This is a genomic window from Paraburkholderia sp. BR10141 (assembly GCF_056155635.1).
In genome coordinates this window covers 1-17,223 of record NZ_JBMIQH010000063.1, presented here as the reverse complement: position 1 = coordinate 17,223, position 17,223 = coordinate 1, and the positions used below count along the sequence as shown (strand labels likewise).

Annotated in this window: 8 protein-coding genes and 6 pseudogenes; 9 read left to right on the top strand and 5 right to left on the bottom strand. The window is 56.6% G+C overall.

Annotated features, from left to right (window positions below):
* Nucleotides 1–478 (top strand): hypothetical protein (locus ACOJB8_RS39395; protein WP_475017614.1); only part of this gene is annotated, 478 nt, incomplete at its 5' end.
* On the top strand, nucleotides 478–1,236 hold the full coding sequence (locus ACOJB8_RS39390; RefSeq protein ID WP_069269356.1) for a 4'-phosphopantetheinyl transferase family protein: 759 nt from the start codon (nucleotides 478–480) through the stop codon (nucleotides 1,234–1,236). The genes ACOJB8_RS39395 and ACOJB8_RS39390, both read left to right, overlap by 1 nt.
* 47 nt (nucleotides 1,237–1,283) lie before the next feature.
* On the opposite strand, the pseudogene ACOJB8_RS39385 reads toward ACOJB8_RS39390, so the two are convergent.
* A pseudogene (locus tag ACOJB8_RS39385) lies at nucleotides 1,284–1,856 on the bottom strand (IS4 family transposase); the annotation flags it as partial.
* 352 nt (nucleotides 1,857–2,208) lie between these two features.
* Between ACOJB8_RS39385 and ACOJB8_RS39380 the strand changes: the two are divergent.
* Nucleotides 2,209–2,758, top strand: a pseudogene (locus ACOJB8_RS39380) (transposase); the annotation flags it as partial.
* 475 nt (nucleotides 2,759–3,233) lie between these two features.
* Here ACOJB8_RS39380 and ACOJB8_RS39375 read toward each other — a convergent pair.
* Nucleotides 3,234–3,571, bottom strand: a pseudogene (locus tag ACOJB8_RS39375) (IS110 family transposase); the annotation flags it as partial.
* Nucleotides 3,572–3,855: 284 nt separating this feature from the next.
* Nucleotides 3,856–4,079: pseudogene (locus tag ACOJB8_RS39370) on the bottom strand (IS110 family transposase); the annotation flags it as partial.
* 1,429 nt (nucleotides 4,080–5,508) lie between these two features.
* Here ACOJB8_RS39370 and ACOJB8_RS39365 point away from each other — a divergent pair.
* On the top strand, nucleotides 5,509–12,018 hold the full coding sequence (locus ACOJB8_RS39365) for an amino acid adenylation domain-containing protein (RefSeq protein ID WP_475017612.1): 6,510 nt from the start codon (nucleotides 5,509–5,511) through the stop codon (nucleotides 12,016–12,018).
* On the top strand, nucleotides 12,015–13,376 hold the full coding sequence (locus ACOJB8_RS39360) for an MATE family efflux transporter (RefSeq protein ID WP_475017610.1): 1,362 nt from the start codon (nucleotides 12,015–12,017) through the stop codon (nucleotides 13,374–13,376). Before ACOJB8_RS39365 ends, ACOJB8_RS39360 begins: the two co-directional genes overlap by 4 nt.
* A gap of 49 nt (nucleotides 13,377–13,425) precedes the next feature.
* On the opposite strand, the gene ACOJB8_RS39355 is transcribed toward ACOJB8_RS39360, so the two are convergent.
* Together ACOJB8_RS39355 and ACOJB8_RS39350 are read right to left on the bottom strand one after the other, a co-directional pair.
* Nucleotides 13,426–13,674, bottom strand: coding sequence for an integrase core domain-containing protein (locus tag ACOJB8_RS39355; RefSeq protein WP_342922808.1), 249 nt, complete (start codon nucleotides 13,672–13,674; stop codon nucleotides 13,426–13,428).
* Between the two features lie 51 nt (nucleotides 13,675–13,725).
* A pseudogene (locus ACOJB8_RS39350) lies at nucleotides 13,726–14,423 on the bottom strand (IS6 family transposase).
* A gap of 614 nt (nucleotides 14,424–15,037) precedes the next feature.
* On the opposite strand from ACOJB8_RS39350, the gene ACOJB8_RS39345 reads away from it, so the two are divergent.
* The 4 genes and pseudogenes from ACOJB8_RS39345 to tnpB all read left to right on the top strand — a co-directional run bounded on the left by ACOJB8_RS39345 (nucleotide 15,038) and on the right by tnpB (nucleotide 17,192).
* Nucleotides 15,038–15,424, top strand: a complete 387-nt coding sequence (locus ACOJB8_RS39345) for an ectoine synthase (RefSeq protein WP_368605762.1) — start codon at nucleotides 15,038–15,040, stop codon at nucleotides 15,422–15,424.
* A 481-nt stretch (nucleotides 15,425–15,905) separates the two neighbouring features.
* Nucleotides 15,906–16,454: pseudogene (locus tag ACOJB8_RS39340) on the top strand (formyltransferase family protein); the annotation flags it as partial.
* 139 nt (nucleotides 16,455–16,593) lie between these two features.
* The gene (gene tnpA / locus ACOJB8_RS39335) at nucleotides 16,594–17,028 is read left to right on the top strand and encodes an IS66-like element accessory protein TnpA (protein WP_368697406.1); all 435 of its coding nucleotides are present in this window, start codon (nucleotides 16,594–16,596) and stop codon (nucleotides 17,026–17,028) included.
* A complete protein-coding gene (gene tnpB, locus ACOJB8_RS39330; RefSeq protein ID WP_475017607.1) occupies nucleotides 17,025–17,192 on the top strand; it encodes an IS66 family insertion sequence element accessory protein TnpB in 168 nt (55 codons plus the stop codon). The genes tnpA and tnpB overlap by 4 nt, the downstream gene beginning before the upstream one ends.
* The last annotated feature ends 31 nt before the right edge of the window (nucleotides 17,193–17,223 follow it).

Below are 17,223 nucleotides of genomic sequence, written 5' to 3'. Positions count from 1 at the left end.
CTGGGAGTCGGTGCCGTCGCAGACGGCTCTCGTGCAAACCTCCTTTGATCGCTATGCGGCGCTTTCGTGCTCGTGGATCAATTCCGCCACTAGGCGAACGAAATATCGGATGCGTCGCGGCGCTTCGCGCGGGGTTGGCGAAGGTTTCGCAACAACGGAAGGCTGCGCCTTGTGCGTAGTGCTGTACTGTCTTTCCAACGGCCTTTCAATGGGTGACAATGCCGGGCGTGCAATGTCGAATAGAGGAGCGCGAGCACGGCGTCGTCAATCGCTGGTGTGTCATGTTCATGGCGTTCATCTCGTATCGTTTAGACGCGTGCGCAAAACCGTTCGAGACGCGACAGAATTTCATCGGCCGACCTGCTCCAGACGAGCGCACGTGATCTGCAACCTGTTTCAGAAACTTGAGCACCTCTGTTCCTCGCGCGGCATAATCGCACAGCAACTGCCTGTTACCGTCACTAACGGAGTGAATTGATGATCGTCCCTGCAACGTCGGCTTTCAATGTGCACGAGCTCGCTCCACCGCGTGCCTCCGCAGCAAATATTGAAATATTTTGCATCAGCTTCGATTTTCGCGTCATGCTCGACTGTCCCGCATTCGCTCCGCTCTCGGACGATGAGCGTGCGAAGGTCGCGCGCTTCCGACGCCGCGACGATGCGCTGCGTTGTGCGGTGACGCGCGTCGTACTGCGTCAGTTGCTCGCGGAACGAACAGATTCGGAGGCCAGTGAATTGCGTTTCGAGCGAGACACCGGCGGACGGCCGCGTCTCGATAAGTCGATGCAAAGCGGGTTCGGTGGGCAACTCGACTTTAACGTTTCGCATTCGGAGCAGTATGCTCTGATCGCAATTGGCCGGCGACGGAGGGTTGGTGTCGATATCGAATTTGCGCGCAAAGACATCAATTGGAGGAAGCTCGCATCAGCGGTATTTGCGCCGCGCGACGAGGCACAAGTGACCGCTTTGCCGATGTACAGGCGAACCGACGCGTTTTATGACGTATGGACGGCAAAGGAAGCGGTGTTGAAGGCACTTGGCGTCGGCATCGGAGGGGGCATGACATGGTTTTCTGTACTTGGCGACAGGCAGCACGAACCAAGCATCCTAGTTAGCGAGGAGAGCGTATGCAATCGCGACTTGATTGCGAGACTCGACGCTGTTTGGCTTCGTGCCCTGAGCGGTTATGCCGCATGTGTCGCGTGGTCGCGCGATGCGGATTCGTGGGATGCGTAGTTCGCAATGCAGGTTAAGCGCATCTCGTTAACAGAAGTTTTGTACCCTTCGCGCAGGATCTGGATAGTGACCACCGCGTCCATCACGCTGCATGCCAATCCACAGTGTCTTCGCGCCGGGTTCACCGTCGCCCTTGCGCCCGAGGAATCCACCCAGTGACGCGATCATCCGAATCTTCTGGTTCAGCGTCGGCGGCTTATTCGGGCGGGGTTGCTTTGAGAGCACGTGAGCGCCGTGTGTCTCGTCAGCATCAAAGAACAGCGAAGCATCCAGGTCCGGGCAGGTCCTGCCCAGCCGCATGAGCCGTGCGATACGCCAGGACACCATCATATACAGCACAAGCGCCTTCTCCACGCGCTCCATCTGTGAGAGCTGCAACGTTTCAACCCGACATGCGTTCTTCAACACATTGAAGAACATCTCGATCTCCCGCCTCGCGCGGTACCAGTCGATCAGTTCGGTGATACATGTGCATCGGACACCTCGCGGTTGCTCAGCAGGCGCCAGACGACGGACTGCACACCGGTGGGCGCATCCACTTCACATGCCTCAACGCAGCTCAACTCGACGCCGCCGCGCCTAGGTAACGTCACGCGCTGTGCACGCAGCAACTTCTGCACTGTTGGCCATAGGCGCTCCGTTCAAATGAACGGAGTGAACCGAATTGGAAAGTTCGAGTTGCGCTTGCGCCCGTTGCCGCTGGCTTCTGCACGCCGCCTGCAGGGTGGCTCCTTCGCCGCCCATGCAGTGGCTCGATTAGGCCGCCCCCGAATTGGCTCTTTAACGCGGCCCGCTGTGGACATTGCCAAAAAACATCTTTCAGGTGCACTGGGTCGACCCGGATTCCGGTGAGATCGTCACTCCCAATGGTGTGAGTTTAATAACATCCTCCGATTGATGATCGGTTACCGTCGCAAAAATCCACCATGCTTTGTAGCTTTGACGGTAGATGGGAGGTTTGAGCGCAAGCTCAAAGTTGTGGCGATCGCCGGGAAGAAGTGCCTGCTCTCGGGCGGGCACTTCAGTGTGGACGGGACGCTGATCCAGGCGTGGGCGGGGCACAAGAGCTTTGCGCCCAAGGACAGTGACGATCAGGACAGCGAAGGTGGTGGTACGGGCGACTCCAAGGGCGAGAAGCGTAGCAACGAGACGCATGAGTCCAGGACCGCATCCCGGTGCGCGGCTCTATCGCAAAGGCAAAACGGCCAGCGAATTGCGTTACATGGGCCACACGCTAACCGACAATCGGCATGGCCTGGTGGTCAACGCACGCGTGACGCGCGCTGACGGGCATGCCGAGCGTGAAGCAGCCAAGGTCATGATCAACGACGCACGGCAAGCGGCAGGAGACGCGAGTGCAGAAATCACGCTAGGTGCAGATAAGGGTTACGACGCACAGGAGGGCTTCGGGTGGGCCAAGACCGTGGTGCGCAGCTTGAAGAAGGTGGACCAGATGTTCGTGTTGAACATGGCCGTTTACAACCTCGTGCGCCTGCGTTCATTGGCACAGGTACGCCCATAGTGGCGAAAAAAAGCGGCAATAGGGCCAGCAATTGGCCTCAACCCGCCGAACCAGCATGAGCTTTGCGTTGAAATTTCACAATGCGACGGAACGCGCAGCGAGAGCCGCGTAACCGCAGAAAGCCTGCTTCTAACAGGAGGTACTTCAGCAGCCTAGCTAGGCTAGAGCGGTAGCCGAATTGGCGAACATCGAGCCACTATCAGCGAAATTGATGGCATTTGGTTTGACAAACGTTTCTTTGCCGATTAGCAATCGTAATTGCCCGATTAACTGAGTCAGCTGCTGTTGCTCTGTTAATTGTGTGCCTGTGCGAAACGTTGGTTAGGAGTTTTGTGCAGGGTTTCTCCGGTAATTCTCCAATGTGTATTCCGCCCCGATACCCTTTTTGTTTGGGTTTCGGGGCGATTTTTATGCAACGTGTTTCCAGCTTTTTTCTATTTTTTATTGGCGTTGTTGCATGAATCTAGCTGCGCAGCTGGGCTTCGGTCTTGACTGCCACAGATTTCCCCGACATCTGCGTCGCCATCCAGATGGCACGGGCGTCTGCAGCATCGTTTTTATTGCGGATGTTGAACACCTTGGAAAATTTCGCCGGTATCAGCTTCACCTGATGTCCCATTTCAATCAGTCGTCCGGCCCAATTGGGCGCCGCCGCATGCTTCATGCCGACTAGGCAAGGAGCACGATTCGCGAAGTGCCCCAGAGATGCGGCTCGCTTGATTGGCTGTTGATGATCTCCCCGGTATCCGGATCCATCCAATGCAACTGCATGACGTTCTTTGCGATGTCGGCACCGACTATCCCATAGTTCAATGTGGATCCTCCGGTTAGCCTTGGGAAATCGTCATGATTTCCCACTTGGGCACTTGATGCCGTCGGCCCGCGAGGATCCACTGTCCTGCATTTCCTCACCGGCCGTGGTGGGGGGCGTTCGTTCCATTCCGTCTCATGAGCGTGCCGCCTTCTTAAAACGCAAGTCGGGGACTGCCCGTTGCGAAGTGGAAGCGCGGATTGCTCGAATACCGGGCTACGCCGACTTCAGGAAACTCCCTTCATGAATCAGTTCATCGATCATCAATACCGACCCGTCATCAGTCTCATATGGACTGCACGCTACGCGGCAATGCAAGCGCCATCGCGAGTCGGGCAATGTCCCAGTGAAACCGGCTAATTCGCGCGCAACGGCAACGTCCGCTATGTTGGCGTTCTTGCCTCGGGTCACGAGCTTGCGATATCGCCGGCGCAGTCGCAACTGCGCATCCCACGCCCGATCGATAATCGCTTTGGGCAGCCCTTCGTGTCGCTGCTGAATCTCGGGTGCCGAATTCGATTGGGACGTGCACTAGCCGGCCTATCTGGCTGCAGGTCGCGCTCATGAGAAAGGCGAGGCGGTCAAGGCGCTGGTGGTCGACCGCAAGTTCTTCAATGAGACCGAGTTGGCCCTGATTACTGTAATGATCTCGTCAGTAAGTTCGCCGCTTTGATCGGCCTTCGTCGCGGTAATCCGTGGTGTTGCACATCCAACATTGTCGGACATGCAACACAGGCAAACCGACAAACGATGCTTGGCGCAAGATCCCGCAAGCGTTTTGGAGGGTGAATGCCCATCAATCATCCCGATCAGCAATGTGTTGTGAGATATCTATCCGGTGTGTCGTGGCGTTGGCTCAACTATTGCATCTGCTGTCGCGGGGAAATTAAAGCGGAAGGTAACGAAGCGTGAACACGAAGCCAAAGCCTCACGAGCCACAGACAAGATCTTCAAAAAATGACAGTCGACATGTTATGTTATTGCGGCGTCCACTCAAGGTGCCGCGCTACGCGTTACTAAGGAAACGGCGCTCTGGATCATCAGTTCCATTCCGCTCCCTGACCGGGAAGTTTCTTCCTGCGTTGCTGTGCAGTCCGACGAACGATATATCTCACAAAGAAAGTTAACAAGGGCTCTGCCAGAATGAAGCTGTGCGGCGAAGTGAGCAGCATGTGAGCACCGACATCAACGCGACGGTCAGGACGACCTAATCGAGCAGAGCCATCGCACCTTCTAATCCACTATATGACTGTTGAATACTTCTGAACGTATGCTACTGGAGCGTCGGGTGTCGAAGCGCACATGTTTCAATTATTCGCGCGCTTTACTGTAGTTTTTATATTGCAGCATACAGTTCGAAACCTGTATGAAGTGAATTCCTTGCCACGACTCATTGCATAGTCCTCTTCTTGAACTGACATCGCTTGCTCGAGCTAAGGTCGTGATTGTGATTGAGGACGGTTACTTTAACGATGAACAGATCACGCACTGTGCGGTTTTCCCACGATTGGTCGCTTGTTGCCGATGATCCGAAAGCCTTCGTCGCGAGCGCGACACTACTTTCTGACAGTAAGCGCTGCGCGACCGTTTCGGAAGCGTGCCAGGAACTCGCTCTCTGAGGATTGGGGAGAACTGCGGGGCTGGCGCAAGATATAGCGCCGTTACGCGATGCGGGCACTCGGTGGGTTCGGTCTCGCATCGTCATAGCAATGTGCGATCGGAAGGCGATCTATGCGCCATCGAGTTGTAACGTTGCTCGCGCCAGCCGCATCTTTCGCGGTTATCGGTACTGATTCTAATCGTAACCAGTTATCCAATCCAAACGCAATGAACCATTCGACGATCATTCCACGGATACTTTTTCGGTCGTCCGCCGAGACAGCTGGTTTTAGTATAGGGCCGGTTACTTCAAGCATTTAATAGAGTGAGTGAGATTGAAATGAAAACACCATTGGCAGTGGACTACTTTTGTGATGTGGCACGGCGTTATCCGCAACATATAGCAGCGAGGCATGGCAGCGAGTCGGTGACGTATCGGGAGCTTGATGAGCAGTCTAATCGCATCGCAATGGCGCTGACTGAGCGCTGTGGCCGCGAGGCGCCCGTCATCGGCGTGCTGATGGAGCGAGGAACTGATTTATTGGCTGCGATGCTTGCCATTTTTAAGATTCGCGGTACCTATATGCCGCTTGATCGTCAGTATCCAGCGGAACGTTTGGATTACATGCTGGAGAAGAGTAAATGCTGCCTGCTGGTGACCGACCATAACTGCTACGAACAGGCGGCGTATTTGGAGGCAGCCAAACCGGAACTGGTGCTTCTTGATATTGAGGAAGCGCAAGCATCGAGCGTAGCCTTTGTCGGGCCCAGAGGCAAAGGCAGTGATCTTGCCTACGTCATTTTTACTTCGGGTACCACCGGTCAACCAAAGGGCGTAATGGTTGAACAGCGGAGCCTTGTCAATCACTTGCATGCTAAGGTCCGCGATCTGGAGATCAGTAAAACTGACCAGGTGGCGCAGACTGCATCGCACTGTTTTGACATTTCTCTGTGGCAATTTATGGCGGCGCTGCAAGTGGGGGCGTGCACGCGGATCATTAATAGAGACGTCGTATGCGATCCGTCGCGGCTGCTGCTTGAGCTGCGCGAATGCCAAGTATCGGTCATTCAATTTGTGCCGTCACAACTACGCTCGTTTGTGGCCGAAGTCGAATTGATCGAGGCACGCGCGCTGCCGGCGCTGCGCAGGATTTCCACCGTCGGGGAGGCATTGCCGCCCGACGTATGCCGACGCTGGCTGGCCATGTACCCGTCTATTCCCATCCTCAACCACTATGGACCAACTGAATGTGCCGACGGTGTCACGCATGCTTTGATTTCTAACTCTCCGGCGGAAGGTCAGGCATTTATGCCAATCGGGAAATCGATAGACAATCTGCAAATCTATGTGGTCAGGCCAGATGCAGCGGCGCTGACGCTTGTTGCGTCAGGTGACGTAGGCGAACTCTGTGTAGCCGGCGTTGGCCTTGCGCGTGGCTACATTAACGACGACGCGCGTACCGAGGAGGCTTTTGTGGTTAACCCTTTCAGCGATAAGCGCGGATATGATCGATTATACAAGACTGGCGATCTCGTGAGGATGCGCGAGGATGGCTTACTGGAGTGTCTCGGAAGAGCAGATCGTCAGGTTAAGCTGCGTGGCTATCGTATTGAGCTAAACGAGGTGGAAGGTTTGCTGGGGTTACATGCAGCAGTCGAGGCCGCGGCCGTAGTGGTGCATTACCCCGCTGACAATCGGGTGAAACTGACGGCAAGGGAAACACTAAATAGTCTGGGGGAAGCGGAAAGACTGCCGCGCCTCGTGGCCTTCGTCAAGCTTCGAGAGGAGGTTACTCGGAGCGCTTTGCGCGAACACATGTCGCGTCAGTTGCCTGACTACATGCTGCCTGATCTTTTTTTCGAGATGGCGACATTACCATTAAACGCCAATGGCAAATTTGATTACAAAAAATTGCCTTCCCCGGAAAGTTTGCGTCCTTTGTCCGATGTGAAATATCTGGAGCCTGCTGACGGTCTTCAGGTTCGGTTGTGCAGGCTGCTAGCCGAGATACTGCATCTAGACCGGCTGGGACGAAACGACAACTTTTTGCTGATGGGCGGTGACTCGCTGCGCGCCATGCTTGCGATCAACCGTATTCGGAGCGAATTCGCCTGCGAAGTTTCAGTGGTTGACCTGTATCAGTGCACAATAGATGAGTTGACCGAGCTCCTGGCCGAGAAAGAGGATGCGCATGAGTCGCTCCCCGCCATTGTCGGCAGTCGCCGTGATGAGGGCGGAGAGGCTCCGGCCAGCCACATTCAAAAACACTTATGGTTTTTGTGGAAGCTTGATCCAACAGCATCCAACTATACCCTGCAAACGGCGCTCGAATGCTGCGGAGAGCTTGATCGGGATCGCTTTAGTCGGGCTTGGGATGCGGTGGTGCAGTACTTCGACACACTGCGCATCCGATTCGTCGAAAAGAGCAGCAATCCTTATTTGACCTTCGATTCACCGCCGAAGGGCAGTTTGCGCTTTATAGACCTTTGCGGCGACCATCGTGCCCCTAGGTTGGCTGAACTGAAGGCGAGCGAGTTTCATCCGTCCTTTGATCTCGCCGCGGGCGCACTGTATCGCGCACTACTAGTACGAGAGAGATCAGACCGGCATGTTGTCATCTTTACCACGCATGAAATCATTATGGACGCGTGGTCGCTTTCGGTGATGGTGCGCAAACTGCGTGAATTTTACAAGGCGGGAGTCAGCTCAGAGGACGGTCTCGAAGCCGAAATTTCGTTCGCGGATTTCGCGAAATGGGAGTCTGAGCAGTTTCGATCGGACTGCTGGGCGCGACAGCGCGCGTACTGGGCACAACAGCTGTCGGGTGAGTTGCCGGTGCTGACCCTGCCTTCCGATAAGCCTCGTCCGAGGCGAATGCATTACACCGGTAAGTCACACGCCATACAAATTCCGGCTCTCGCGGCGTCCAGACTTCGCGAACTCGCTGCGGACAATCGCACAACGCTTTTCAGCGTGTTACTGACGACGTTTTACGTTTTGTTGAGGGAGTACAGTGGACAGGACGATATCATCGTCGGCACTCCGAATGTAGTGCGAGAACAGTCAGGTACGGAAAACCTGCTGGGGTTCTTCCTAAACATGTTGCCGCTAAGGGTGAAGATAAATCCTGACAAGTCATTCATCGAAAATCTGGCCACGACACAGCAAACTGTCATCGGTGCTGCCTTCAACAAGGCATATCCATTCAGTCGGATGTTGGAAGCAGTTGACGTGGTACGTGGAAGCAATTTTTCCCCCGTATTCCAGGCGATGTTCAACATGTATTCGGAGAAGGCAGAGCTGATTTCTGAGGGGCGGCAAGACGTGTCAATTGTCGCCCGAGAATTGGAAAACGGTTATACCAAGTACGATCTCACTCTTTACTGTCAGGAAGAGGGGGACGGCATCTATCTGCAGATGTCCTATTGCACCGAGCTGTTCTCCGACGAGCTCGTTTCCAGAATGCTGCTCAACCTGCAGCAAATTATTCAGGCGATCATTGCGGCGCCCGCAGCGCCGCTGGCAGAGCTGGATCTGCGGCACCCAGCTGAAAAGGCTTTTCTTAAGCGGTACAACGGAGGACGGCTGGCTTATACAGGCGCTAGTACGCTACGCGAAATGTTCGAAGTGCGTGCAAAAATGTCACCAGTGGATATTGCTTATTTCTGGGAGCGCGGCCGCATTTCGTACGCAGAGTTGGATGCAGCGGCCAACCGTTTTGCTAACAGACTTGCAGCCTCCGGTGTTGGTGCCGGCGACAGGGTGCTGCTTGGCATTGACCGCGGCATTAACGCGTTGATCGTTATTCTGGCTGCGATCAAGCTGCACGCAACCTACTCGGTGATCGGGGCAAATTATCCGTTAAGTCGCATACTTGAGATTGCCAAAGATGTCGCTCCCAATGCCTTCGTTGCCACGCCGTTGCAGCGGGAAGCATTTCGTGACAGAGGGCTGGTGCTACTGCCGTCGGAGGAAGTTGCATGCGGCAATGAGGAAACAGATGCCGCCCCTTCGCCATCTTGCTCGCATGAAGTGCTGCAGATCGTATACACATCTGGCTCTACGGGAAAACCGAAGGGCGTTGTAGTTTCCGCTACAGCATGCCTAAATCGTTTGCACTGGATGTGGGGGCAATTCCCATTTCAGGCAGGCGATGTCTGCGTAGTGCAGAAGTCGGCGGCGCTGGTTGCCAGTCAATGGGAAATCTTTGGGCCACTCTTACAAGGCGTTCCTAGTTTGCTGCTGAGTCAGCAAGAACTGCAAGATCCATCCCTGCTGCTATTGCAGCTCGATCGTTACCGGGTAACGCGTCTGCTGTGCTCGCCACCATTGATCACCGGCATTTTGACGGCACAATTGACGGACGGACGCTCGGTTTCAGATTTGCGGCTGGTCACCTCAAGCGCTGAGGCGTTGCCGCCAGAGTTGGCTCGGCGCTTTCTCGAGGCGTTCCCACAGGCCCGTTTGTTCAACTTCTACGGGTCCTCCGAGTGTAGTTCGAACGCCGCTTGGGCGGAGGTGTGCGAAGTGGGCGCTGATGAACGGATTGTCCCGATCGGTAAGCCGGTGGCCAATGTCGGCATAGCGGTCGTAGATGACAAGTTGCGGCCGGTGGTTCAAGGTGCGGTGGGGGAGATCCTGGTGACGGGTGACTGCCTGGCGAGTGGCTACCATGGCAGCAGGGAGTTGACGGCCGAGCGATTTGTTGATAATTCGGTGCCAGAGTTACAGCCTTTCGGAACTGTGGCTTATCGCACTGGCGATTTGGGACGCCACCGTGACGACGGCCGCCTGGAGTTCCTCGGAAGGCGTGACAACCAAATCAAGATCCATGGCTTGCGCGTTGAACTGGATGAGATTTCTCACGTCTTGCGAAAATGTCCTGGGGTCGAGGAGGCCGCGGTGCATTTGCACCGCGCCGCGGATGGCGAGCCGCTGTTGACTGCCTACGTGGTGGGCACTGAGGCGAAGCTGCCGTCGACGGAGGATGGGTTCAGACAAATGCTCCGTCATTCGCTGTTGCCCCATACTATTCCCCGTTCATTTGTCCGCTTGCGGGCTTTGCCTAAGCTGCCGGGCGGTAAACTGGACCGTTCACGCTTGCCGTTGCCACGGCAAACCGCGGTGGGCGTATTCGCGCCGCTGGTCACCACGACCGAGAATGCACTGGCCGCGGTTTGGCAGGAAGTGCTTGGTATATCGACGATTGGTGCGGACGCGCATTTCTTCTCACTGGGTGGTACCTCTATGCTGAGCGTGCGCTGTGTGGCGCAGGCGGCCAAGATGGACATCCGCTTTTCTGTCAGCGAGTTGTACGATTATCCAGTGTTACGCGAACTGGCCGGGCTGGTCGATGCCCGCTCTGGCGAACTGGTGCACCACGATGGCCAAATCGACGGTGGCGTGGAAGTAACGCCTACGATACGCTTCATGAATCGGCGCATGGGTTTAGACGAGCATTTCAACATGTACGCGATCTGGCAAGACGATAGCTGCCGTTTGGATCCGGCCATATTGGAGTCCGCTATCGTCAGGTTGGCGAAAGACTACCCACTGTTGCGCACCAGGATCTCTCGAGATGACGATGATCTACGCTTCCATACCGGAGTCGGAGCGTTGCATCTGGAGCGAGTTGCATTGGGCTCGTACGCAGAGCTCGATGATTGCACGCGAGAGGTATCTGGTATCGCTGAGAAAGCGCAATATGCATTCCGGTTCGATGGTCGTACCTGGATGTCGCGTTTCCAATTGATCGAGGCGGAGGTCGGTGGGCGGCCGCACAGTTGGATTTTTATCATAATTCATCATTTTCTAGTCGACGGCTATGGGTTCCGGCTGCTGCTGGACGAAGTAGAACGCTACTATCTGGCTAGAGAGCATGGCCACGCGCCAGTTCCCGCATTCAGTGGCCGCGCGCAGTTGAATCGATGGGTGAAGGCGCTGCGCGAACATGTGAGCGGTTCGTTGGACAGCCACATTGCTTATTGGCGAAGCCGGCCATGGGAACTGCTGCGTGAGGATAGTGCTACAGTCCTCGAGGTTGAGCCAGTCGATAGTGGCGCTGATGCCAGCCGCCGCTTGTTCGAGATGCTCCATACTGGGCAGATGCACAGTGATGCTGCTTTCGAGGCCTTGTGCGCGCGCAAGGGGATTCGCTATCTGGACCTGGATGCGGAATCGACAAAGGTTCTGCTCGATCTGCATCCGGAACGGCACGGCTTTGACGCGTTCGACGTCATCCTGTGCGCCTTGGCGGAGGTGGCAGGACGGGGCAACCAGCGACGAGGGCTGTTTTTGGACAGCATGGACATGCTGCGCACGCCTATCCTGCCGGGTCAGGATCTGTCGACGGTTATGGGCTTTACCGCGGAGCTTGTCCCGTTGGCCATCGTTTGTGAGGGGCGACTCAGTGTGGCGGAACGGCTGAAAGTGGTGCGTCGTCAGCGCAATTCGGCGCGGATCCATGGCATTGGGCTACGGGCGGCTGCGTATCTGCTGCCGGACGATCAGGCGAAGGCACTCATGGATTTCGACTGGCCTCGTGTTGTCGTCAACTATCGCGCTGCGTTAGACAATCTTCGTACGCGCATGCTGCTCGGCCTTGCTCAACCGACGATCTGGACGGGTGATGGGATGGGGTCCAACCGTCATCACACGTTGCGGTTAGATATCGACAATGTGGACGGTAAACTTCGTATCCAGATGCATTGTGCGCTGCATTGCTTTTCCGCAGAGGAGGCGAACATGCTGGGACGTCAGTTGCTGCATTGTCTCGCGGCTTATGCCGGATGGCTCAGGGACAATAAGGAAGATGTGGACGCAGCAAGCGTGAAGGGAGCCATGGTATGAAAACGCCAGCAGTTGCGGCATCACGGATGCAGTCAATGGCCCATGATCGACTGTTGCCACTGATCCTGCGGCTGGCTCTTCCTTCCGTCATTGGAGTCACTGTCAGTGCCGCTTATCAGTTGCTCAACGCCTATTTCGTGGGACGGCTCGGAACAGCGGCACTCGCGGCGATGGCATTCTCGTTCCCGTTTGCAATGGGCATCACGGCAATAGGCCAGATCTTCGGTGCAGGGGCCGCCTCGTTGATTGCTCGAAGCCTGGGGCGCGCCGACGATCACTCTGCCAACGATTATGCCTCGCACGCGTTATGGTCTGCGATGGTAATTGCTGGCATTGCGGCAATCGCCGGCTGGCTGTTGGCTCCAAGTTTGCTGGCATGGCTAGGCGCTGGACCATCGACTTTGCCACTGGCGGTGGCTTATCTTCATTGGCTGCTGCTGGGCTATGTGGCAGTGGTATTCAATATGGTCTGTGGTTTCATCGTGAGAGCGGATGGCAATACCGTGCTCAGCATGACGACCCAAGTCTCATCCTTCGCAATGAACGCGGCACTCGACCCGGTGATGATTTTCTGGTTGGGGCTGGGCATCGATGGGGCCGGTATCGCAACATTTCTGGCCCAGTTGTGCGGCTTAACCTTGTATTGGCGACATTTCGCGGGCAGGCACGGGGCCATCGTCTTATTGTGGCCATCGGTGGGACGCTGCTGGTGCCGGCTGGCGAGCATCGCCCGCATCGGCATTCCACCAGCGCTCAATACGCTGCTCGCGGTAGCGGCCATGTCCATGCTCAATGGGTTCGCTGCTCGCTACGGCGAGGCATCGGTGGCGGCGATAGGTTTGGCCAGCCGCTTGGCGATGTTGGCGGTACTTCCGCTGTATGGGCTGTGCATCGGGGCGCAGCCGGTTGTAGGGTTTAATGTCGGCGCAGGTAACTGGACACGGGTGGCGCAAGCGGTTCGGACTATGGTTGCCGTCGCGCTAACGTTCGCCGGAGTCTATGCCGGCTGGGTCGTGTGGCAAGCTAGGACCATCATCGGCTGGTTTACGCACGAGTCGGCGACGATAGAGATTGGTAGCCGCGCGATCTTACTGTTCCATTGTGCGTTGCCGGTGTTAGCGGTGCAACAGGTGTGTCTGCTTTTCATGCAGGCTAAGGGCGACGCAATCTGGGCAACGCTTGTAGCGGTACTGCGGCATGGCGTGTTTCTGATGCCCCTGATGGCCTTGCTGCGGCACGCTTACGGACATGACGGCCTGTTGTTCTCGGTAGCGGCTGCCGATATGGCGGCGGGTCTTATCGCTATTGTTATTCTCTATAGTGAAATGCGGCAGATCGACAAGGCCTCCCATGTCTAACGACGTTTGACCTGTATCGGCCCGGATTGTTTGGACACGGTTTTGGCACTCAGGCGGCCTGTTTAAACATCCATGCCTGACGGGGTTCGAGGGGTGACATGAACCCCAGTTTTTCCAGCCGCCACTCTCGGTTGTAACGGTCTTTGAAGTCAACGACAGCGTCACGAACTTCATCAACATTCTTGAAGATACGCCCGTGAATCGCTTGTTCTTTCATGTTCCGATTGAACCGCTCAGCAACGCCATTGGTTTGCGGTTCGGCGACGAAGGCGTAGCTCGCTGCCCCAGAATGGCTCAGTCAGGCTGGCCGATGTAGTCTGTCCTTGTGGCGTACGAGTAGTTATCCTTATTAGATAACCCTGTCTCCGGCGGCAGTGACAGTCCAACCATGCCACGTCGCGAAACGTTTCTGGAGCGCGGTACGATGACATGCCGCGTTCATCTGGTGTCTGGGCAACGCGAAGTGCTGCCGGATCGCACCGAAGCACGAAAGAAACGCCTGCGTGCGACGTGCATCGCGAAATCCGCACATCTGGCGCTCCCGCCTGCGGGTCGGCTGGTGGCCGTTCTCGGCACGGTTGTTCACGCGTGCGGCCGCTTTGACAAAGACGTGCTTCACATGAGCAAGCTCAGCAATGTCCGACTTCGCCGCCGGATAGCTGCCCAGCTGGTCGGTCACGATTTTGCGCGGCACCGGGTTTGAACGCAGCACCCTGAGGAAGAAGCGCTTTGCCGATGCCTTGTCACGCCGCTTTTGCACAAGCACGTCCAGTTCTGCGCCATGCTCGTCGACCGCTCGCCACAACAGATATGGGGCTCGCCGCGCAGCCCGGCTTGCGCCGCGCGGCCTTGGCGCCTTGGGCGAATCTGGCGCCGAACTTCTCGCACCAGCAATGGATCGTCTCATGCGACCACAACACCACGCTCGAGCAGCAACTCCTCGACGTCGCGCAGGCTCAGGCTAAACCGGAAATGCCAGCGAACCGCGCAGTTGATGACGACGGCAGGGAACCGGTGGCCGTGATAAAGCGGTTTTGTCTTCTTCATGACGTCATTCTACCGCCCCCTTTCCATCAACCTGACAGAGCCATATGGCGAGCTCTTCCATGCCGGCGCACAGCACAGCGAGGTTGTCTGAGCCTCTCGGGGAGATTGCACTTTTCCAGCGATCATCGCCATCGACCACCGCGGTCCTGTCTTGAGCTGTGTCTCGTTTAAGACATCGATGTCGCAAGTGTGACGGCAGGATGCCAGCTAGCACGGCGAGAGGCGCCTTGTTTTCTCAGCTGTGTTTTCAGAAAGTCGTTGGCACATCGGTTGCTTGATAGGGATACGTTGACCATAACAATCTAGCAACTCACTTCTAGGAGTTCAGATGAAACTTGCTCGATCGATCCTGATGCTGCCACGACCGCCGCGCGCGCATCGTGGCGAGGTCTCTCATCTCATGATTGGGTTATCAAGATTGGGCGACGGCTCCCCGACGAGGTCTGGACGGTGCCGTATCAGGAATGGGGCGAATGGCAGTGGAGGACATGGGTTGGCAGGTTCTTGCCAGCCTGCCCCGTCCCAAAAGCCATACCTTGGCTTTCCGCTTCGGGAGCGCGCGGAAGCCGCGCTTCTACGAATGACTTGCACCTGTATTCCTGCGATCAAACAATATGATTGTGCGTAGCCTGAACGATGTTGAAGCGACGGATCACTTCGTCGATTGGGGCAATGGTACTAGCCACCGCCTCCTGACGGCTAAGGAAGGCATGGGCTTTAGCGTCTGCCACACCGTAGTGCGCGCTAACACGGTCTCGTTTTTGCAATACCGTAACCATCTCGAAGCTTGCTACTGCATCGCCGGAGAGGGCGAGGTGGAGGACATGGAAGGGAATGTCTTCGCCATTCGCAAGGGCGACATGTATGTGCTTGACAAGCATGACAAGCATTTTCTGCGCGGGGGGCGGGACAAGGACATGATCCTCGTTAGTATCTTCAACCCGCCTCTCAACGGAACCGAGCGCCACAACCTTAACGACCCGACAGGCTCGGCATATTGAGCAACGTGAACCGCCCCGGGCTTGCCTGGCGGCCATTTGGTTAGAGTTATGCTGCCATGCTTGGTTGTCCGGCATGGCGTGTCCGGCCTCGGCCGGGGGGATATTTGCGATGGACTCCAAGAGCCGTCGGTTGTTGACGAATCGACCCATTGTCCGCAATTGAGATCTTGCCGCCCAGCGCGACGGATACTCGCTGGCGTGATTCAGAACCATCCGAACTATACGGGCGCGAATCTCGGGTGAAAACTTGTCACGGCTCCGTCCTTTCAGGATTTGGAGCATCCGGCAATCCCCCATTGGGACGATCTTGGCGGCACGCAAGAGTTTCGGCACCGCCAATACCCGCGTATTGACCAAGCGACCGCGGGCGCGGTTATCTCGAGCAAATTCGAACCCGTGTGGCTGATTTGAAGTCGCTTCGTGGCGCGACGCCCATAGTGGGAATGCTCAGCTTGATGGATGGACTGCAGGAGCGGTGAAGATGTCATATCGGGTATTTCCGGCGCGCGGAAGCGTCTGCCAACCGGGTGATCAGGACAGGCTACCTGAAGCGCGGTCGATCTCCTCTACCGTCGTTGTCGGGAGTGGTACGCTCGCTATCAGCTGCGTGCAGCTGGCAATTGAGATGGGCCACGTCATTGGTGCAGCATTGTGTGCTGACGGCGTATTCCGCGATTGGGCTGTTCGCTCGAACATCCCGTCCATATCACGCGTTGAAGAGCTCTCTTCTTTTTTGAAGGCTGCGCCGGTAGATTGGATCTTCTCAGTTGCCAATCCGTTCATACTGCCGGCGGATGTGTTGGAGGGTGTTCGTCGAGGTGCTTTTAGTTACCACGACGGTCCATTGCCACGATATGCGGGAATGCATGTGACGTCCTGGGCGCTGCTGGCGCAAGAGACCGAATATGCCATCACGTGGCATTGGATCGATGACGGTGTCAATACCGGTGACGTCGTGGTTCAGCGCCAGGTGTTGATTGCGCCCACCGATACCGCACTGACCCTGAATCTAAAATGCCATGAAGCCGCGATCGATGGCTTCCGCGAGCTCTTAACTGGCGTCGAGAACGGGAAGCTTTTGGCCTATCCGCAGGCACTGGGTAAGCGTCATTTCGTGGCCGCATGGACAGAGCTGAAGCCGGTGTCCAAAGTGATGTCCGTTACTTCAAGTGGTGGGGACTACTTTGGACACACGGAATTCGCGACCATCGAACCGCAAGGGCCGACCGAACTACACACCGGAGTACCGACGGCAAGTTGCCGTCGCGGCGTGCGAGCCGGGTATTTCGGTGGCCAAGCTCGCGCAGGCGCATGGACTGAATCCCAATATGGTGTTCAAGTGGCGCCGGCAACTGCGGGCGGGTCTGTATGACGGAGCGGCGCACGGCACAGCGGTGTTGCTGCCGGTAGCACTGCCTGATGCACCGACAGGCGAGATGGCAGAGCCGGTATCGCTGGCGCTACAACCTGTCGAGCCACATCGAGAGAGCGTACCTGCAGCGTCGGGCATCGAGATTGAACTGAACGGTGCCCGTGTGCGCGTCACGGGTAGGGTCGACCCAGTGCAGTTGCGCCTCGTGCTGCGCTGCCTGATGCCGGCATGATTGCCCCACCGACCGGTACCCGTGTCTGGCTGGCAGCGGGCGTTACCGATATGCGCCGTGGCATGGATGGACTTGCCGCACTGGTGCAGTCAGCACTCGGACGTGATCCCTTCTCGGGGCACATCTTCCTGTTTCGTGGGCGTCGCGGGAGTTGGGTGACATAGTGCATCCTTTGGTTAGAAGCCTGGCAACTTG